This is a genomic window from Streptomyces sp. NPDC036813, assembly GCF_055609245.1.
Window position 1 is genome coordinate 107,987 of record NZ_JBVJPV010000019.1, and the last position, 18,115, is coordinate 126,101.

An 18,115-nucleotide genomic window follows, 5' to 3' on the forward strand; every position below is an offset into this window, starting at 1 on the left:
CGGCGGCGGGGTCGGCCGCCCCGCCTGCCGCCTCACGCGGCGGCCCACAGCGGAGGCGGAAGCGACGACGGACACCCCCCACCCAGCCCCGCCCCACAACGCACCGCAGGCGCGGCACCAGCCCACCACGCACCGCAACGGGGCGCCGCAGGCAAAAAAGGGGCGCGGGGAACTGCGCGACCAGCCACGACGGACCCGCAGCCGGCAACGCACCGGCGACCGGCCACGACGGACCCGCAGCCGACAACGCACCACAGAAGTCACCGCACCCGCACCCGCAGCCGTACAACGGACCCGCAGCCGTATACCGGACCCGCCACAGCCCTCCCCTTTGCCCATACCGGTCGGTATGCTCAGCCGGGTCCGTGCGCCCCCGTGGCGCCGTGCCGTAACCCCGGGAGGACCCGTGTCCCGCACCGCCCTGCGAATCTGTCCCTTGTGCGAGGCCACCTGCGGGCTGACCCTCACCATCGAGGGCACCCGGGTCACCGGCGCCCGCGGCGACCGCGACGACGTGTTCAGCAAGGGGTTCCTCTGCCCCAAGGGCGCCTCCTTCGGGGCCGTCGACTCAGACCCCGACCGGCTGCGCGCCCCGCTGGTGCGTCGCGACGGCGAGTTGCGCGAAGCCACCTGGCAGGAGGCCTTCGACGCGGTCGCCGAGGGCCTGCGTCCCGTGGCCGAGCGGCACGGACCGCACTCCGTCGGCGTCGTCCTCGGCAACCCCAACGTGCACACCATGGCCGGCGGCCTCTACCCGCCGGTCCTGGTCGGCGCCCTCGGCACCCGCAGCCTCTTCACCGCCTCCACCGTCGACCAGATGCCCAAGCACGTCTCCAGCGGGCTCCTCTACGGCGACGCCAACCTGATCCCCGTCCCCGACCTGGACCGCACCGACCACCTCCTGCTCCTCGGCGCCAACCCGCTGGAGTCGAACGGCAGTCTGTGCACCGCCCCCGACTTCCCCGGCAAGCTGAAGGCGCTCAAGGCCCGCGGCGGGACCCTCACGGTGATCGACCCGCGCCGCACCCGCACCGCCCGGCTCGCCGACCGGTACCTCGCCATCCGCCCCGGCACCGACGCACTGCTCCTCGCGGCGATGACCCACGTCCTCTTCGAGGAAGGGCTCGTGGCGCTCGGGGAGTTGGCGCCGCACGTCCGGGGGCTCGACGAACTCCGTGACGCGATACGCGACTTCACTCCGGACGCCGTGGCGGCCGCCTGCGACGTCGACGCCGGCGTCATCCGCACCCTGGCCCGCGAACTGGCCGCTGCCGAGTCCGCCGCCGTATACGGCCGCATCGGCAGTTGCACCGTCCCGTTCGGCACGCTGGGCAGCTGGCTCGTCGACGTCCTCACCATCCTCACCGGCAACCTCGACCGCCCCGGCGGTGCCCTCTTCCCGCAGGCCGCCACCGACAAAGCCCCCCGCCCGGCCGGTCCCGGGCGCGGCTTCCACCTGGGCCGCTGGCACTCACGGGTGAGCAAGCACCCGGAGGCCAAGGGCGAGTTGCCGCTGTCCGCGCTGGCCGAGGAGATCGACACCGAGACCGAGGACGGCGCACCCGTGCGCGCGCTGATCGCGATCGCCGCCAACCCCGTGCTGTCCGCCCCCGACGGCGACCGCCTCGACAAGGCGCTCGCCTCGCTGGACTTCATGGTCAGCGTCGACCCGTACCTCAACGAGACCTCGCGCCACGCCGACGTCGTCCTGCCGCCGCCCCCGCCCGCACAGAGCCCGCACCACGACTTCGCCTTCAACACCCTCGCCGTGCGCAACCAGGTCCGCTACACCCGGCCCGCCGTCCCGCTCGAGACGGACCGGATGGCGGAGACCGAGATCCTCGCCCGACTGATCCTGGCCGCGAGCGGCATGCACGGCGCCGAGCCGTCCGCGGTGGACACGATGGTGATCGACCAGACCCTCACCAAGGCGGTCCGCGACCCGCACTCGCCCGTGCACGGCCGCGACCCGAAGGAACTGGCCGCACTGCTCACCGGCGACAACGGCCCCGAGCGGCGGCTCGACCTGATGCTGCGCCTCGGCCCCTACGGCGACGGCTTCGGCGCACAGCCCGAGGGGCTGACGCTGGAGAAGCTGCTCGCCCACCCCCACGGCATCGACCTCGGCCCGCTGCGGCCCCGTCTGCCGCAGCCGCTGAAGACGGTCAGCGGCAAGGTCGAGCTGCTGCCCGCGCCGATCGCCGGCGACCTGCCGCGGCTGCGCGCGGCCCTGCGTGAGCGCCCGGACGCTCTGGTCCTGGTCGGGCGGCGCCATCTGCGCTCCAACAACAGCTGGATGCACAACATCCCGGCCCTCACCGGCGGCTCCAACCGCTGCACTCTGCACCTGAACCCGGCCGACGCCGAGCGGCTCGGCATCCGGGACGGAGCCGTGGTGCGCGTCAAGGGCGCCGGGGGAGAGGTCACCGCCCCCGCCGAGATCACCGACGCGGTCCGCACCGGTGTCGTCAGCCTGCCCCACGGCTGGGGCCACGACCGCCCCGGCACCCGGCTGAGCCACGCCGTCACCGACCCCGGAGCCAACGTCAACCAGCTCCTCGACGGCAGCCTGCTCGACCCGCTGTCCGGCAACGCGGTCCTCAACGGCGTGCCCGTCGAGGTGTCCGCAGTGGCCGAAGAGCTCACCCAGCTGACCTGAGCAAAGCTGTGACCTGGAGTTCTGCGCTTATTGCTCGCGTGTCAACGTCTTGTTAACGCTGTTTGACGCGACCTAACGTCGTCCGCACCGCCGGCCCCTGGTGGGATGTTCAAGGGCGAACGTTAGGTATCCACTCATGCTGACCATCCTCGGCTTCGCCATGATCGCGACCTTCCTGGTCCTGATCATGCTGAAGAAGATGTCGCCGATCGCGGCGCTCGTGCTCATACCGGCACTCTTCTGTGTCTTCGTGGGCAAGGGCGCCAAGCTCGGCGACTACGTCATCGACGGAGTCACCGGCCTCGCCCCCACCGCGGCGATGCTGATGTTCGCGATCGTCTACTTCGGTGTGATGATCGACGTCGGGCTCTTCGACCCGATCGTGCGCGGGATTCTCAAGTTCTGCAAAGCCGACCCGCTGCGGATCGTCGTGGGCACCGCCGTGCTCGCCGCGATCGTGTCGCTGGACGGCGACGGCTCGACCACCTTCATGATCACCGTCTCGGCGATGTACCCGCTGTACAAGCGCCTGAAGATGAGCCTCGTCGTGATGACCGGCGTCGCCGCCATGGCCAACGGCGTGATGAACACGCTGCCGTGGGGCGGCCCCACCGCCCGCGCCGCGACCGCGCTGAAGCTCGACGCGAGCGACATCTTCGTACCGATGATCCCGGCCCTCGCCATGGGCCTGCTGTTCGTCTTCGCCCTCGCCTACGTCCTCGGACGCCGCGAACGCAAGCGGCTGGGCGTGCTGACGCTGGACGAGGTGCTGGTGGAGGAGCCCGCCGAGCAGGAGACCGTGCTCCTGGGCGCCGGCTCCGGCACCCGCACGGGCGGCACGAGGGTGACCGGCGGCTCGGGCGGCGGCGTGGACCGCCCCGAGGAGTCCGAGGAGGAGGGCTTCCAGGGGCTCGACCCCCACCGGCCCACCCTGCGCCCCAAGCTGTACTGGTTCAACGCGCTGCTCACGGTCGGTCTGCTCACCGCCATGATCATGGAGTGGCTGCCGATCCCGGTGCTGTTCCTGCTCGGCGCCGCGCTCGCGCTGACCGTCAACTTCCCGCACATGCCGGACCAGAAGGCCCGGATCGCCGCTCACGCCGAGAACGTCCTCAACGTCTCCGGCATGGTCTTCGCCGCCGCCGTCTTCACCGGCGTCCTCCAGGGCACCGGCATGGTCGACCACATGGCCAAGTGGCTGGTGGACAACATCCCCGCCGGCATGGGCCCGCACATGGCCTTCGTCACCGGCCTGCTGAGCGTCCCACTGACGTACTTCATGTCCAACGACGGGTTCTACTTCGGCATCCTGCCGGTGCTCGCCGAGGCGGGACAGGCGCACGGCGTCTCCGCGGCGGAGATCGCCCGCGCCTCGATCATCGGCCAGCCGCTGCACATGTCCAGCCCGCTCGTCCCGGCCGTCTACGTCCTGGTCGGCATGGCCAAGGTCGAGTTCGGTGACCACACCCGGTTCGTCGTGAAGTGGGCCGCGCTGACCTCGCTGGTGGTGCTCGGCTCGGCCGTCCTGTTCGGCATCATCTGACCCCTCCTGGAGGTAAGACCCCATGGCGTCCGGTGGGAACCGCGGCTGGCTGCTCCGCCTCGTCATCGCCTTCGGCTTCGCGCAGGGGGCGGTGTCGATGGCCCGGCCCGCCGTCTCCTACCGGGCCCTCGCGCTGGGCGCCGACGAGCGGGCGGTCGGCGTCATCGCCGGTGTGTACGCGCTGCTGCCGCTCTTCGCCGCCGTACCGCTCGGCCGGCGCACCGACCACGGCCGGTGCGCGCCGCTGCTGCCGGTCGGCGTCGTCCTGATCGCCGGCGGCTGCGCGCTCAGCGGCCTCGCCGGGTCGCTGTGGACGATGGCGGTGTGGAGCGGGGTGATGGGCCTCGGCCACCTGTGCTTCGTGATCGGCGCCCAGTCGCTCGTCGCCCGCCAGTCGGCCCCGCACGAACAGGACCGCAACTTCGGCCACTTCACCATCGGGGCCTCCCTCGGCCAGCTCGTCGGCCCGATCGCCGCCGGCGCCCTGATCGGCGGAGCGGACCGGGCCGGCAGCAGCGCACTGGCGCTGCTCGTCGCGGGCGCGGGCGCGGCGGCCGCGTTCACGTCGTTGTGGCACATCGAGCACCGGCGTACGGCCTCCGCGTCCCGTACCGAGCGGGGGGAGCCCGTGACGGTGCGGCGCATCCTGCGCACGCGGGGCGTTCCGGCGGGCATCCTCGTCAGCCTCGCGGTGCTGTCCGCGACCGACGTCCTCACCGCCTACCTCCCGGTGGTCGGCGAGCACCGCGGCATCGCGCCGAGCGTCGTCGGCGTCCTGCTCTCCCTGCGCGCAGCGGCCACCATCGCCTGCCGGCTGGTGCTCACGCCGCTGCTGCGGCTGCTCGGCCGCACGCTGCTGCTGACGCTGACCTGTCTGCTGGCGGGTGCGCTGTGCGCCGGGATCGCGCTGCCGCTGCCCGTCTGGGCGCTCGGCGTGATGCTCGTCGTCCTCGGGTTCTGCCTCGGCGTGGGGCAGCCGCTGTCCATGACGACCGTCGTGCAGGCGGCGCCCGACGAGGCGCGCTCCACCGCGCTCGCCCTGCGGCTGACGGGCAACCGGCTGGGCCAGGTGGCCGCACCCGCGGCGGCGGGCCTGGTCGCCGGGGTCGCCGGGGTGGCGGCGCCGTTCGTGATGCTCGGGGCCTTGCTGCTGCTGTCGTCCGGCATCGCGCTGCGGGCGCCGTCCGGCGGGGCCGGGGGCCGGGCGACGGCGGGGAGGGTGCGCAGGCGGCCGGGGCTGCGCCGCACGAGCGATATCTGACGACGCGCCGGGCGCGTTGCCGTGCCCCGTAGGGCGCGTGTCGCAGAGTCCAGGGCGAAAGAGCGATTTGTATGAAAATCGTCCTGACTCGGAGGAACCGTATGCCCACCCTGACACTTCCACGTCCCTTCGGCTCCCGTGCCGGCGCCGCCGTCGTCCTCACCGCCCTCGCGGCGTCCGGTGCGTCATGGGTCGTTGCGCCGGCCGCGGTGGCTCAGGGCGAGAACGGCGACATCCGGATCCACAACGAGCACGTGCCCTACGGCGTCTCCAAGGAAGACTCCGTGGTGTGCAAGTTCTACCTGGACGCGGTGAACTTCGACCGGCTGCCGACCGTCGCCTACACCATCGAGGCGCAGCCCCCGCTGCCCACGGCCGCCACCACCACCGGCACCATCCCGCTCGCCGGGGGCGCCGGGCACACCGACGTGCTCGGCCTGGCCGACGGCCAGTACAAGCTCACCTGGATCATCGCCGGGACGCCCAAGGAGAAGATCTTCCGCGTCAAGTGCCCCGAGAAGGACAACCGGGCACACGGCCCCGGCCAGATCGAGGACCACGAGCAGCGCGGTGACGCGGCCTGGGGCGGCCACGACCAGAACGGGCCGCGCGGCGGCGTGCATGCGGGCGGCGGCGGCCTCGTCGACACCGCGGCCGCCTACACGCCGGTGACCGCGGCGGCGGGCGTCGGTGTGGTCGCCATCGGCGCCGCCGTGTACTTCCGGATGATGCGCCGGCGCAACCATGGTGCCGCCTAGGCGCAGACGCAGGCCCTGGTACCGGACCCGTGCCTACCGCCTCACCAGGACGGCCGTGCTGACGGTCGTCCTGGTGACGGTGGGGGTCCGGTGCTCGGGACACGACCACCCGGCCGCCCCGGCGCAGGCGGGCGCACCGGGCGCGGGCCGGGAGGGCGCCGGCACGGCCCCGCCCCGCAGCTCTCCTCCGGCGGTCCGCCCCCGGCCCAGCCCCAAGGTGGCCCGTGTCCGGGCCCGCCCCACGCCCCCGACCGGCCCGCTGCCCAGGTCCCGGCCCACCACGTTCCGCGTCCCGTCGCTCGGGATCGACGCGCCGGTCACCGGCCTGCGGCTGAACGGCGACCGGGAGTTGGAGACGCCCCCGGTCGACCGGCCCAAGCTCGTCGGCTGGTACCAGGGCGGACCCACGCCCGGTGAGCCGGGCACCGCGATCGCCGTCGGGCACCGCGACACCACCAAGGGCCCCGCCGTCTTCGCCGGGCTCGCCCTGGTCAAGCCCGGCAAGACCATCGAGGTGCGGCGCGCGGACGGCCGCACCACGGTCTACACCGTGGACCGGGTGCGGGTGTTCGACAAGTCCGGCTTCCCGGACAAGGAGGTGTACGGCCCGTCCCGGCGCCCGGAGCTGCGCGTGATCACATGCGGGGGCCTGTTCAGCCGGCGCACCGGATACACCAGCAACGTGGTCGTCTTCGCCCATCTGACCGGCGTCAAGTGACCTGCGGTGGCGGCGCTCCCGCCGCCCCGCGGGTCGGCCGACGCCGGCCCCCGGGGACCTGAATGCTCCCGTCCGCTTTCTCATCTGCTGGACGGGAGCGCATGATGCCGCCCGGTGTCTTCCCTCGGCCGAGTGCGTTCCGTTAACTTCCGTGACTCACAGGCCCCGTGCATCCCGGACGGGGCGTCCGACCGCGGAGCTCCAGCGCCCCCGTCAGGCCACAGGGACGACACTCATGACACGCGCCATCTCCCTGCACGACATCAGCAAGGTCTACGCCAAAGGCGCCCGCGTGGTGGACCGGCTCACGCTGGACATCGCGCCCGGCGAGTTCCTCGTCCTGCTCGGCCCCTCCGGATGCGGCAAGTCGACCGTTCTGCGCATGATCGCCGGCCTGGAGGAGGTCACCGAGGGCACGCTGCTGCTCGACGGCGAGTGGGCCAACGACCTGCCGCCCTCCGCCCGGGACATCGCGATGGTGTTCCAGAACTTCGCCCTGTACCCGAGCATGACCAGCCGCGACAACATCGGCTTCCCGCTGCGCATCGAGTCCCCGGGCGCCGACCCGGGACCACGGGTGGACGCCACCGCCCGGATGCTCGGCATCGAGGAACTCCTCGACCGCTTCCCCGCCCAGCTCTCCGGCGGTGAACGGCAGCGCGTCGCGATGGGCCGGGCCATAGCCCGGCACCCGTCGGCGTTCCTGATGGACGAACCGCTGTCCAACCTCGACGCCAAGCTCCGCAACCACCTGCGCGCCGAGATCTCCACCCTCACCCGCGAACTGGGCGTCACCACGGTGTACGTCACCCACGACCAGGGCGAGGCGATGTCCCTCGGCGACCGGGTCGCCGTCCTGCGCGGCGGCGTGCTCCAGCAGGTCGGCACACCGCGCGAGGTCTACGCCCTGCCGCGCAACATCTTCGTCGCCGCGTTCATCGGCACCCCGCGCATCAACCTGCTGCGCGGTCTGGTGCGCGCCCCGCTCGACGGCGCGATGACGATCAGCCTGGGCAAACAGTTCCTGCGCCTGCCCGAACCGCTCTCCCTGGACCACCAGTTGCTCCGCGTCCAGCAAGGCCGCGAGGTCATCGTGGGCCTGCGCTCGGAAGCCGTCCGTATCGCCAAGCACAGCGCGGCCCGCCCCGGCGAGGTGGCGCTCACCGGGCTCGTCGAGCACGTCGAGTTCCAGGGCCACGAGAGCCTGGTCCACTTCAACACAGGGTCCCGGCCCGCCGTCGTACCGGAACTCGAGGCCCCGCGCCCGGCGACGCGCCCGGTGCGCCGGCGCCGGCGTGAGGGGTCCGTCCTGGAGCGGCTGCGCGAGCGGGCGGGGGCGCTGCGGGCCGGCCCCGTCGTGGTTCTGGACCACCCCGCCGAGCCCGAGACCGACCCTGCGCCGACCGCCCGCGTCCCCGGCGACCTGGTCGTACGCACCACCCCCGACCTGCGGCTGCGCCACGGCATGCAGGTCCCGCTCCTGGTCGACCTGGCCCACCTCTTCGTCTTCGACCAACACGGCGAACGCATCTGCCCGTCCCCCTCCCACCTCCCGGACCTGGACGAATAGGAACGGGAAGGCCGGAGCCGCCCCCGTGGCAGCCCGCAGTCGCCCGCGGCCCCGCCCCACAACGCACCGCAGGCGCGACCGCAACCGACCACGCACCGCAACGGGCCGCCGCAGGCAAAAAAGGGGCGCGGGGAACGGCGCGACCAGCCACAACGCACCCGCAGCCGAAAGACGACCCGGCGCCGCAGGCAATGGCGACCAGCCACAACGCACCCCGCAGACGACAATGCACCCGGCGCCGCAGGCACCCGCAGGCACCCGCAGGCACCCGCACCTCCCCCCACCCCACGACTCCCCCCACCCCCACGACGTGATGTCATAAAGCGGCGTCTGGCGCCCGAAAACTATCGCCGCTAGTTTGTGTCGGAAGACAAGCCGCCCCGCCCGGAGGAGCACGATGAAGGCACACGACGGCATGTACCTCGATGGAGCCTGGCGCCCCGCCACGGGCGAGGGCGTGATCGAGGTGGTGAACCCGGCCGACGAGCAGGTCATCGCACAGGTCCCGGCCGGCGACGCCGCGGACGTGGACAACGCCGTACGAGCGGCCCGCGCCGCCCTGCCGGCCTGGGCCGCCACCCCGCCCGCCGAGCGCGCCGCACGCCTGGCCGCCCTGCGGGACGCGCTCGCCGCGCGCAAGGACGAGATCGCCGAGACGGTCACCGCCGAACTCGGCTCCCCGCTGCCGTTCTCGCAGAACGTGCACGCGGCCGTGCCGATCGCCGTCGCCGGCTCCTACGCCGAGCTGGCCGCGACGTACCCCTTCGAGGAGAGGGCCGGCAACTCCACCGTGTACCACGAGCCGATCGGCGTCGTCGGCGCGATCACGCCGTGGAACTACCCGCTGCACCAGATCGTCGCCAAGGCCGCCCCGGCCCTCGCAGCCGGCTGCACGGTCGTCCTCAAGCCCGCCGAGGACACCCCGCTGACCGCCCAGCTGTTCGCCGAGGCGGTGCACGAGGCGGGCGTCCCGGCCGGTGTGTTCAACCTGGTCACCGGCCTCGGCCCGGTCGCCGGCCAGGCCCTCGCCGAGCACCCCGGCGTCGACATGGTCTCCTTCACCGGCTCCACCGCCGTCGGCCGCCGTATCGGCGCGCTGGCCGGTGCCGCGATCAAGAAGGTCGCCCTGGAGCTGGGCGGCAAGTCCGCCAACGTGATCCTTCCTTCCGCCGACCTCGCCAAGGCGGTCAACGTGGGCGTGGCCAACGTGATGTCCAACTCCGGGCAGACGTGCAGCGCCTGGACACGCATGCTGGTCCACCGCGACCAGTACGACGAGGCCGTCGCCCTCGCCGCGGCCGCCGCCGCCAAGTACGGCGACCGCATCGGCCCGGTCGTCAACGCGAAGCAGCAGGAGCGCGTGCTCGGCTACATCGAGAAGGGCGTCGCCGAAGGCGCCCGGCTCGTCGCCGGCGGCCCCGAAGCCCCCCGCGAGCGCGGCTGGTTCGTCAGCCCGACGGTCTTCGCCGACGTCACCCCCGACATGACGATCGCGCAGGAGGAGATCTTCGGCCCGGTCCTGTCGATCCTGCGCTACGACGACGAGGACGACGCCCTGCGCATCGCGAACGGCACGGTGTACGGCCTGGCCGGCGCGGTGTGGGCGGGCGACGAGGCGGAGGCGGTGGCCTTCGCGCGCCGCATGGACACCGGCCAGGTCGACATCAACGGCGGCCGCTTCAACCCGCTCGCCCCCTTCGGCGGCTACAAGCAGTCCGGCGTCGGCCGCGAGCTGGGCGCCCACGGCCTCACCGAGTACCTCCAGACCAAGTCCCTGCAGCTCTAGGAGAGTTCACGTGGTTCGCGCTGCCGTCCTGCCCGCCGTGGGCGCCCCGCTGGAAATCACGGACATCCAGCTGCCCGATCCCGGCCCCGGCCAGGTCCGGGTCCGCCTCGCCGCCGCCGGTGTCTGCCACTCCGACCTGTCGCTGTCCAACGGCACCATGCGTGTCCCGGTGCCCGCCGTGCTCGGCCACGAGGGCGCCGGCACGGTCGTCGCCGTCGGCGAGGGCGTCACGCATGTGGCGCCCGGCGACGGAGTCGTCCTCAACTGGGCCCCGGCCTGCGGAAACTGCCCCGCGTGCGCACGCGGGGAGGTGTGGCTGTGCGCCAACGCCCTCAACGGCGCCGCGGACGTCCACGCCCGCACGGCCGACGGCACCGAGCTGCACCCCGGCCTCAACGTCGCCGCCTTCGCCGAGGAGACCGTCGTCGCCGCCTCCTGCGTGCTGCCGCTGCCGGCCGGTGTCCCGCTCGCCGACGCGGCCCTGCTGGGCTGCGCGGTCCTCACCGGCTACGGCGCCGTCCACCACTCCGCGCGGGTGCGGCAGGGCGAGAGCGTCGCCGTGTTCGGCGTCGGGGGAGTGGGCCTGGCCACCCTCCAGTCCGCCCGGATCGCCGGGGCGTCGACGATCGTCGCGGTCGACGTCTCGCCCGAGAAGGAGAAGCTGGCCCGCGCGGCGGGCGCCACGCACTACGTCGTCGCTTCCGAGGACACCAGCCGCGAGATCCGCGCCCTCACCGGCAAGCAGGGTGTCGACGTGGCCGTGGAGTGCGTGGGGCGCGCGGTGTCGATCCGGGCGGCCTGGGACTCCACCCGGCGCGGCGGCCGTACCACGGTCGTCGGTATCGGCGGCAAGGACCAGCAGGTCACTTTCAACGCCCTGGAGATCTTCCACTGGGGCCGCACCCTGTCCGGCTGCGTGTACGGCAACTGCGACCCGGCGGCCGACCTGCCGGTGCTGGCCGAGCACGTGCGGGCCGGCCGCCTGGACCTGTCCGCGCTGGTGACGGAACGCATCGCGCTGGACGGCATCCCGGCGGCCTTCGAGAACATGCTCGCGGGCAAGGGCGGCCGCGCCCTGGTCGTGTTCTGACCCGCGCGTACCCCGTCCCCGGCCGTGAGCGGCGGCCGGGGACGTCGGCATGCCCGCTGCCGAAACGAGTGCCACGTACAGGTAAAAGTCGGGGTGCGCGACCCGTTGACGGCCATACCGTCCGGTCAGTACGGTCCCGGGAACTCGAGCCGCCCCCCGTTCCGTCCCCCGCACCCACCGGAGTGTGCACGCATGGACACGGCACCTTCCGCTCAGCCGCTCACCACCACCGCACCGCCCGCCGGCAACCGCCGGCGCGTCGCCACCGCCGCGGCCCTCGCCTCGGCGGTCGAGTGGTACGACTACTTCGTCTTCGGCATCGCCGCGGCCCTCGTGCTCGGCGACCTCTACTTCCCCGCCGGCAGCTCCTCCGCCGGGGTCCTCGCCTCCTTCGCCACCTTCGCCGTCGGCTTTCTCGCCCGCCCCCTCGGCGGCATCGTCGCCGGGCACCTGGGCGACAAGCGGGGCCGCAAGCCCATGCTGGTCCTCGCGCTCACCCTGATGGGCCTGGCCACGACCGGCATCGGCCTGCTCCCGACGTACGACACCATCGGCGTCGCCGCCCCGATCCTGCTGGTCGTCCTGCGCGTCGTGCAGGGCGTCGCCGTCGGCGCGCAGTGGGGCGGCGCCATGCTGCTGGCCACCGAGTACGCTCCCGAGGGCAAGCGGGGGATCTACGGCAGCGTCGTCCAACTCGGCGTCCCGATCGGCGTGGTGACCGCCAACACGGTCTTCCTGCTGGCCGGCGCCTTCACCTCCGACGCGGCCTTCGCGTCCTGGGCCTGGCGCGTCCCGTTCCTGGCCGGCCTGCTCGTGCTGGTCCTCGCCTGGTACATCCACACCCGCGTCGAGGAGACCCCGGAGTTCCGGCAGGCCGAACAGGCGCTCGCGGAGCGGGAGAAGACCAAGGCCCCCTCGCCGCTGCGCACGATCCTGCGCCACCACCTCGGCACGGTCCTGCTGGCCGGCGGCTCCTTCGCCGTGAACACCGCGACGTTCTACATCCTCATCACCGGCGTCCTCGACTACACGACCCGCGAACTGCACATGAACCGCGGCGCCGTGCTCACCGTCTCCCTGTGCGTCAGCCTCACCCAGCTGGCGCTGATCCCCGCCTCCGCCGCGCTGTCCGACCGGGTCGGCCGCATCCGGATCTACGCCCTCGGCGCGGCCGGCATCGCCCTGTGGGCGGTCCCGCTGTTCCTGCTCATCGACACCGGCTCGCTGCTGTGGCTCGCCGTCGGCAGCTTCGTCGCCAGCTGCTTCCTCAGCATCATGTACGGCCCGCAGGCCGCCCTCTTCGCCGAGCTGTTCACGCCGGAGATGCGCTACACCGGCGCCTCCCTCGGCTACCAGATCGCCGCGGTGGCCGGCGGCGGTCTGGCGCCCTTCGTGATGGTGCTGCTGCTGGATGCGACCGGCACCTCGATGTCCGTCGCCGGCTACATCATCGGCCTGTCGGTCATCGCCCTGCTGTCCATCAAGGTGCTCGCCTCCCGCGCGCGTTCACGCTGACTCGCGGGCCTTCTCGGGTCGTGACGACCCCGCCGCCACGACCCGGGCGGCCCGCGACCGGGAGCGGGACACCGCAACGCCCGCAAGGCACAGCACACCGCCCGCCAGCGTCAGCAGTCCCGGTACCTCGCCCAGCGCCAGCCACGACATCCCCACCACCAGCGCGGGCACCGCGTACGTCGTCGCGCCCATCCGGCTCGCCGTCGTCCGGGCCAGCGCGTACGCCCACGTCGTGAAGGCCAGCGCGGTCGGGAAGACACCCAGGTAGACCATGTTGAGCGTGGCCGACACCGGGGCGCCGGCCGCCTCGTGCACCAGCTGTCCGGCGAACGGCAGGCACACCACCGCACCGATCAGACAGCCGAACGTGGTCGCCTGCAGCGGGGTCGCCGTCCCCAGCGCAGGCTTCTGCGAGACGACACCGCCCGCGTAGGCGATCGCGGCCAGCAGGCACAACACCACTCCGAGGGCCGAGGCGCCGCCCTCGCCGGACATCGACAGACCCACGGTCACCGCGCCCGCGAACGACACCGCCATCCCCGCCAGCAGCCGCGGCGGCATCGGATCGCCGAGCAGCCGGGAGCCGAGCAGCGCCATCAGGATCGGCCCGATGTTGACCACCAGGGCGGCCGTTCCGGCGTCCACCTGCTGTTCGCCCCAGTTCAGGACGACCATGTAGAAGCCGAACCACAGCACCCCGGAGATCGCGATGCCGCGCCAGGCGGCCCGCGGCGGCCACCCCTCCCGCCGTATCAGGCAGATCAGGCCGAGCGTCAGCGCTCCCGACAGCAGACGCCCGAGCGCCAGCGCTCCGGGGGAGTACGCGGTGCCCGCACTGCGGATGGAGACGAAGGCGGAGGCCCACAGCACCACGCTCACCGTGGCCGCGGCCGCGGCGAGCAGTTCGGGGCGGCGGGACGGCGTGGTGGTCATCATGCTCCCGAGGCTAGGGGACGGAGAGTCAGGAGTCTCGCGCTTTTCGGACCTGACGGCGGCGTGGCGTACCGAGGGACGGTCAGTGCAGCTCGGCGGGCTCGATGCCCAGCAGTTCCGACAGCGCGCGTTCGCCGCTCGCCGTCACCTTCACCGCCCGCTCGGAGCCGATCCGCACACACCAGCCGGAGTCCAGGGCGTGCCGGCACAGCGCGGCGCCCGCGACCCCGGCCAGGTGCGGCCGGCGTTCGGTCCAGTCCAGGCAGGCCCGGGCGAGCGGGCGGCGGGCCGAGCGCCGCAGACCGATGCCGACGCGTCCGAACCAGGTGACCCCCGCGTCCGTGAGCGCGAATCCGGTGTCCTGGCGCAGCAGTCCGCGCGCGGTGAGCGCGTCCGTGACCGCGATGCCGAGCCGGCCGGCGAGATGGTCGTAGCAGGTGCGCCCGCGGGCCATGGCCGACCCGGCGCTCGCCGCGCGCAGCGACCGCGGCCGTACGACGGCGTCCTGCGCGACCTGTGCCGCCAGGTCCTCCACGAGCTGTGCGACCCGGGCGTCGGCGAGCCGTACGTAGCGGTGGCGGCCCTGGCGTTCCTCGGTGAGCAGGCCGCCCGTGACGAGTTTGCCGAGGTGCTCGCTGAGCGTGGACGCGGCGACACCGGCGTGCCGGGCCAGCTCGCCCGCGGTCCACGCCCGTCCGTCGAGCAGGGCGAGCAGACAGGCGGCCCGGGTCTCGTCGGCGATCAGCGCGGCCAGCCGGGCAAGGCCCGGGGCCTGAGGGTCCCTGGTGGTCATGCCTTCCAGCATGCGGCACCGACGCTTCGGCACCCGCCGAAGTGTCGTGACCGGCGAGACACCGCCTAGGGCAGCAGTGCGTACTGCTGGGCCAGCCCGTCCAGCAGGGCCGTCAGACCGGTCTCGAAGGCCCGCTGGTCGATCTTCTCCTGCTGCTCGGCGAGCAGATGGGCCTGGCCCAGGTGGGGGTAGTCGGCCGGGTCGTAGGCGCTCGGGTCCTCGACGAAGCCCGCGGCGAACGAGCCGAGCGCGGAGCCCATGATGAAGTACCGCATCAACGCGCCGATGCTGGTCGCCTGCGCCGGCGGCCAGCCCGCGTCCACCATCGCGCCGTACACCGCGTCGGCCAGTCGCAGGCCCGCCGGGCGGCGGCCGGGGCCGCGGGCCAGGACCGGGACGATGTTGGGGTGGTCCCGCAGTGCGGCCCGGTAGGAGACGGCCCAGTCGTGCAGCGCGGTCCGCCAGTCCCGGCCGTCCTCGAACATCGACAGGTCGACCTGGGCGCTCACCGAGTCCGCGACCGCCTCGAGGATCTCGTCCTTGGTGCGGAAGTGGTTGTACAGCGACGGTCCGCTCACGCCCAGTTCGGCCGCCAGGCGCCGGGTGGAGACGGCCGCGAGGCCCTCGGTGTCGACGAGTTCCCGCGCCGTCTCCACGATGCGGTCGGTGCTCAGCAGGGGCTTGCGCGGTCGGGCCATGGCGCACATAGTAGGGCTGCGCATTGAAACTAGCAGTGCTAATTTAAATGTGCAGCTTTCAAGGTCCTTAGTCTGTGGGGTGGTCGCGTGGTGAACCTGGAGCTGAGCGAGGAGCAGGTGGCCGTCCGCCGGCTCGCGCGGGACTTCGTGGAGCGGGAGATCGCCCCCAACGTCGTCGTCTGGGACCGCGCCGAGGAAGTCGACCGGGCGATCGTGAAGAAGCTGGGCGAGGTCGGCTTCCTGGGCCTGACGATCGACGAGGAGTACGGCGGCTCCGGCGGCGACCACCTCGCGTACTGCCTGGTCACCGAGGAGCTGGGGCGCGGCGACTCCTCCGTGCGCGGCATCGTCTCCGTCTCCCTCGGACTGGTCGCCAAGACGATCGCGGCCTGGGGGAGCGAGGAGCACAAGCGGCGGTGGCTGCCCGGGCTGACCGCCGGCGAGCTGGTCGGCTGCTTCGGCCTCACCGAGCCCGGCACCGGCTCCGACGCGGGCAACCTCGCGACCCGCGCGGTGCGCGACGGCGACGACTACGTCCTCGACGGCACCAAGATGTTCATCACCAACGGCACCTGGGCCGACGTCGTGCTGCTCTTCGCCCGGTCCACCGACGCCCCCGGCCACAAGGGGGTGACCGCCTTCCTCGTCCCCACCGACACGCCCGGCCTGACCCGCCGCACCATCCACGGCAAGCTCGGCCTGCGCGGCCAGGCCACGGCCGAGCTGGTCCTGGAAGGCGTGCGCGTGCCCGCCTCGGCCATGCTCGGAGAGGAGGGGCAGGGCTTCAAGGTCGCGATGTCCGCACTGGCCAAGGGGCGGATGTCGGTGGCGGCAGGCTGCGTCGGCATCGCCCAGGCCGCGCTGGACGTCGCCGTGCGCCACGCCGGTGAGCGCGAGCAGTTCGGCAAGAGCATCGCCCACCACCAGCTGGTGCAGGAGCTGATCAGCGACATCGCCGTCGACGTCGACGCGGCCCGGCTGCTGACCTGGCGCGTCGCCGACCTCATCGACCGCGGGCAGCCGTTCGCCGTCGAGTCCTCCAAGGCCAAGCTGTTCGCCTCCGAGGCCGCCGTGCGCGCCGCCAACAACGCCCTGCAGGTCTTCGGCGGCTACGGCTACATCGACGAGTACCCGGCGGGCAAGCTGCTGCGCGACGCCCGCGTGATGACCCTCTACGAGGGCACCAGCCAGATCCAGAAGCTGGTCATCGGGCGGGCGCTGACCGGAGTGTCGGCGTTCTGACGCGCTTTTTGAGTACGTCCTGAGTATCCCGGCGGATGTGGCGGGCGCCACGTCCGCCGAGGCTTGTCCCCATGAGTGACACACCGGTCAAGCAGCAGAGCACGGCCGCCTTCTACGGCCAGGCCGTGGCCTCCTTCGCCGTGGCCATGGCGGCCACCGCCGTCGGCATCTTCCGGCTGAACGCCGACGCCTGGGTGCGCGGCTTCCTCGCCATCGCCGTCCTTTACCTCGTCACCTCCGCCTTCACCCTCGCCAAGGTGATCCGCGACCGGCAGGAGGCAGGGCAGATCCACAGCCGGGTCGACCAGGCCCGGCTGGAGAAGCTGCTCGCCGAACACGACCCGTTCGAAAAGCTCTGACCTCGCGGCGCCGCGCGACCGCCTGCTCTAAGCGGCCGCTCAGCTTCGGCGGTATGGTGGTGTCCCTGTCACCGGAAGGGGCGAACAGCAGATGAGTACGGCGGAGGAGACGGCCGGCGGCGAGAACGAGCCGTGGGACGAGGTCACCCCTGAGGCGGCCCGGCGATTGCTGGTCGCCGCCGTGGAGGCCTTCGCCGAGCGGGGCTACCACGCGACGACCACCCGCGACATCGCGGGCCGCGCCGGGATGAGCCCGGCCGCGCTCTACATCCACTACAAGACCAAGGAGGAGCTCCTCCACCGCATCAGCCGTATCGGCCACGACCGCGCGCTGAGCATCCTGCGCACGGCGGCCCGCGGTGAGGGCACCGCCACCGAGCGGCTTGCCGAGGGCGTCAGCTCCTTCGTCCGCTGGCACGCGGGCCGGCGCACCACCGCGCGGGTCGTGCAGTACGAACTGGACGCGCTCGGCCCCGAGGCCCGCGCCGAGATCCTCGCGCTGCGCCGTCAGGTGGACGCCGAGGTCCGGGGCATCATCCAGGAGGGCGTCGCGAGCGGCGAGTTCGACGTCCTCGACGTGCACGGGACCACCCTGGCGGTGCTCTCCCTCTGCATCGACGTCGCCCGCTGGTTCAACGTGGACGGCCCCCGCACGCCGGAAGAGGTCGGCGCGCTCTACGCCGACCTCGTGCTCCGGATGGTGGGGGCGAAGTGAGCCCCGCGTCCTACACGTAGTACCGGGACACCGACTCCGCGACGCACACCGGCTTGTCGCCGCCTTCGCGCTCCACGGTGAAGGCGACGCTCACCTGCACCCCGCCCGGCACGTCCTCGACACCCGTGATCGTCGCCGTGGCGCGCAGCCGGGAACCGACCGGGACGGGGGCGGGGAAGCGGACCTTGTTGGTGCCGTAGTTGACGCCCATCTTCACGCCCTCGACCGCGATCAGCTGGGGGCCGAACAGCGGCAGCAGCGACAGGGTGAGGTAACCGTGCGCGATGGTCGTCCCGAACGGGCCGGAAGCGGCCTTCTCCGGGTCGACGTGGATCCACTGGTGGTCGCCGGTGGCGTCCGCGAACAGGTCGATCCGCTTCTGGTCGACCTCCAGCCAGTCGGTGTACCCCAGCTGCTCGCCCACCGCCGCCTTCAGCTCGTCGGTGGACGTGAAGATCCTCGGCTCTGCCATGGT

General features: G+C 72.7%; 16 protein-coding genes. 12 read left to right on the top strand and 4 right to left on the bottom strand.

Features of this window, described 5'->3' with window-relative positions; translation table 11 throughout:
• Positions 1 to 406 precede the first annotated feature (406 nt).
• The 9 genes from ACZ67Q_RS32770 (at position 407) to ACZ67Q_RS32810 (ending at position 12,900) form a co-directional block, all read left to right on the top strand.
• Complete coding sequence (locus ACZ67Q_RS32770; RefSeq protein WP_471189622.1) at positions 407 to 2,659, top strand: molybdopterin oxidoreductase family protein; 2,253 nt, start codon at positions 407 to 409, stop codon at positions 2,657 to 2,659.
• Between the two features lie 136 nt (positions 2,660 to 2,795).
• Positions 2,796 to 4,202 (top strand): CitMHS family transporter, encoded by a 1,407-nt coding sequence (locus ACZ67Q_RS32775; RefSeq protein ID WP_471189624.1) that lies wholly within the window; start codon positions 2,796 to 2,798, stop codon positions 4,200 to 4,202.
• Positions 4,203 to 4,224: 22 nt separating this feature from the next.
• Positions 4,225 to 5,463: an MFS transporter gene (locus ACZ67Q_RS32780; protein ID WP_471189626.1), complete on the top strand. Its 1,239-nt coding sequence runs from the start codon at positions 4,225 to 4,227 to the stop codon at positions 5,461 to 5,463.
• A gap of 101 nt (positions 5,464 to 5,564) precedes the next feature.
• Positions 5,565 to 6,221: a hypothetical protein gene (locus ACZ67Q_RS32785; RefSeq protein ID WP_469814450.1), complete on the top strand. Its 657-nt coding sequence runs from the start codon at positions 5,565 to 5,567 to the stop codon at positions 6,219 to 6,221.
• The gene (locus ACZ67Q_RS32790; protein WP_471189628.1) at positions 6,208 to 6,939 is read left to right on the top strand and encodes a class F sortase; all 732 of its coding nucleotides are present in this window, start codon (positions 6,208 to 6,210) and stop codon (positions 6,937 to 6,939) included. The genes ACZ67Q_RS32785 and ACZ67Q_RS32790 overlap by 14 nt, the downstream gene beginning before the upstream one ends.
• A 235-nt stretch (positions 6,940 to 7,174) precedes the next feature.
• Complete coding sequence (locus ACZ67Q_RS32795) at positions 7,175 to 8,509, top strand: ABC transporter ATP-binding protein (protein WP_471189630.1); 1,335 nt, start codon at positions 7,175 to 7,177, stop codon at positions 8,507 to 8,509.
• Positions 8,510 to 8,906: 397 nt separating this feature from the next.
• On the top strand, positions 8,907 to 10,295 hold the full coding sequence (locus tag ACZ67Q_RS32800; RefSeq protein ID WP_471189632.1) for an aldehyde dehydrogenase family protein: 1,389 nt from the start codon (positions 8,907 to 8,909) through the stop codon (positions 10,293 to 10,295).
• A gap of 10 nt (positions 10,296 to 10,305) precedes the next feature.
• Positions 10,306 to 11,385, top strand: coding sequence for a Zn-dependent alcohol dehydrogenase (locus tag ACZ67Q_RS32805; RefSeq protein WP_471189634.1), 1,080 nt, complete (start codon positions 10,306 to 10,308; stop codon positions 11,383 to 11,385).
• Positions 11,386 to 11,577: 192 nt separating this feature from the next.
• A complete protein-coding gene (locus ACZ67Q_RS32810; protein WP_471189636.1) occupies positions 11,578 to 12,900 on the top strand; it encodes an MFS transporter in 1,323 nt (440 codons plus the stop codon).
• On the opposite strand, the gene ACZ67Q_RS32815 is transcribed toward ACZ67Q_RS32810, so the two are convergent.
• The 3 genes from ACZ67Q_RS32815 to ACZ67Q_RS32825 all read right to left on the bottom strand — a co-directional run bounded on the left by ACZ67Q_RS32815 (position 12,892) and on the right by ACZ67Q_RS32825 (position 15,324).
• Complete coding sequence (locus ACZ67Q_RS32815; protein ID WP_471189638.1) at positions 12,892 to 13,836, bottom strand: DMT family transporter; 945 nt, start codon at positions 13,834 to 13,836, stop codon at positions 12,892 to 12,894. The two genes, ACZ67Q_RS32810 and ACZ67Q_RS32815, sit on opposite strands and share 9 nt — an antisense overlap.
• 79 nt (positions 13,837 to 13,915) lie before the next feature.
• Positions 13,916 to 14,626, bottom strand: coding sequence for an ArsR/SmtB family transcription factor (locus ACZ67Q_RS32820; protein WP_471189639.1), 711 nt, complete (start codon positions 14,624 to 14,626; stop codon positions 13,916 to 13,918).
• A 65-nt stretch (positions 14,627 to 14,691) separates the two neighbouring features.
• Positions 14,692 to 15,324 carry a TetR/AcrR family transcriptional regulator gene (locus ACZ67Q_RS32825; protein WP_471189641.1) on the bottom strand — a complete coding sequence of 211 codons (633 nt, stop codon included), beginning with the start codon at positions 15,322 to 15,324 and terminating at the stop codon, positions 14,692 to 14,694.
• 90 nt (positions 15,325 to 15,414) lie between these two features.
• Here ACZ67Q_RS32825 and ACZ67Q_RS32830 point away from each other — a divergent pair, with 90 nt between their 5' ends.
• From ACZ67Q_RS32830 to ACZ67Q_RS32840, 3 genes are all read left to right on the top strand, one after another.
• Positions 15,415 to 16,566, top strand: coding sequence for an acyl-CoA dehydrogenase family protein (locus ACZ67Q_RS32830; protein ID WP_471189743.1), 1,152 nt, complete (start codon positions 15,415 to 15,417; stop codon positions 16,564 to 16,566).
• 71 nt (positions 16,567 to 16,637) lie between these two features.
• Complete coding sequence (locus ACZ67Q_RS32835) at positions 16,638 to 16,925, top strand: YiaA/YiaB family inner membrane protein (protein WP_471189643.1); 288 nt, start codon at positions 16,638 to 16,640, stop codon at positions 16,923 to 16,925.
• 91 nt (positions 16,926 to 17,016) lie between these two features.
• Complete coding sequence (locus ACZ67Q_RS32840; RefSeq protein WP_471189645.1) at positions 17,017 to 17,640, top strand: TetR/AcrR family transcriptional regulator; 624 nt, start codon at positions 17,017 to 17,019, stop codon at positions 17,638 to 17,640.
• Positions 17,641 to 17,650: 10 nt separating this feature from the next.
• On the opposite strand, the gene ACZ67Q_RS32845 is transcribed toward ACZ67Q_RS32840, so the two are convergent.
• Complete coding sequence (locus tag ACZ67Q_RS32845; RefSeq protein ID WP_361625639.1) at positions 17,651 to 18,112, bottom strand: MaoC family dehydratase; 462 nt, start codon at positions 18,110 to 18,112, stop codon at positions 17,651 to 17,653.
• Positions 18,113 to 18,115: the final 3 nt, after the last annotated feature.

Bases quoted from the DNA above. Each gene is read 5' to 3' on its own strand.
- ACZ67Q_RS32775 (WP_471189624.1), top strand. From the start codon at position 2,796: ATGCTGACCATCCTCGGCTTCGCCATGATCGCGACCTTCCTGGTCCTG.
- ACZ67Q_RS32780 (WP_471189626.1), top strand. From the start codon at position 4,225: ATGGCGTCCGGTGGGAACCGCGGCTGGCTGCTCCGCCTCGTCATCGCC.
- ACZ67Q_RS32785 (WP_469814450.1), top strand. From the start codon at position 5,565: ATGCCCACCCTGACACTTCCACGTCCCTTCGGCTCCCGTGCCGGCGCC.
- ACZ67Q_RS32790 (WP_471189628.1), top strand. From the start codon at position 6,208: ATGGTGCCGCCTAGGCGCAGACGCAGGCCCTGGTACCGGACCCGTGCC.
- ACZ67Q_RS32795 (WP_471189630.1), top strand. From the start codon at position 7,175: ATGACACGCGCCATCTCCCTGCACGACATCAGCAAGGTCTACGCCAAA.
- ACZ67Q_RS32800 (WP_471189632.1), top strand. From the start codon at position 8,907: ATGAAGGCACACGACGGCATGTACCTCGATGGAGCCTGGCGCCCCGCC.
- ACZ67Q_RS32810 (WP_471189636.1), top strand. From the start codon at position 11,578: ATGGACACGGCACCTTCCGCTCAGCCGCTCACCACCACCGCACCGCCC.
- ACZ67Q_RS32815 (WP_471189638.1), bottom strand. From the start codon at position 13,836: ATGATGACCACCACGCCGTCCCGCCGCCCCGAACTGCTCGCCGCGGCC.
- ACZ67Q_RS32820 (WP_471189639.1), bottom strand. From the start codon at position 14,626: ATGACCACCAGGGACCCTCAGGCCCCGGGCCTTGCCCGGCTGGCCGCG.
- ACZ67Q_RS32825 (WP_471189641.1), bottom strand. From the start codon at position 15,324: ATGGCCCGACCGCGCAAGCCCCTGCTGAGCACCGACCGCATCGTGGAG.
- ACZ67Q_RS32835 (WP_471189643.1), top strand. From the start codon at position 16,638: ATGAGTGACACACCGGTCAAGCAGCAGAGCACGGCCGCCTTCTACGGC.
- ACZ67Q_RS32840 (WP_471189645.1), top strand. From the start codon at position 17,017: ATGAGTACGGCGGAGGAGACGGCCGGCGGCGAGAACGAGCCGTGGGAC.
- ACZ67Q_RS32845 (WP_361625639.1), bottom strand. From the start codon at position 18,112: ATGGCAGAGCCGAGGATCTTCACGTCCACCGACGAGCTGAAGGCGGCG.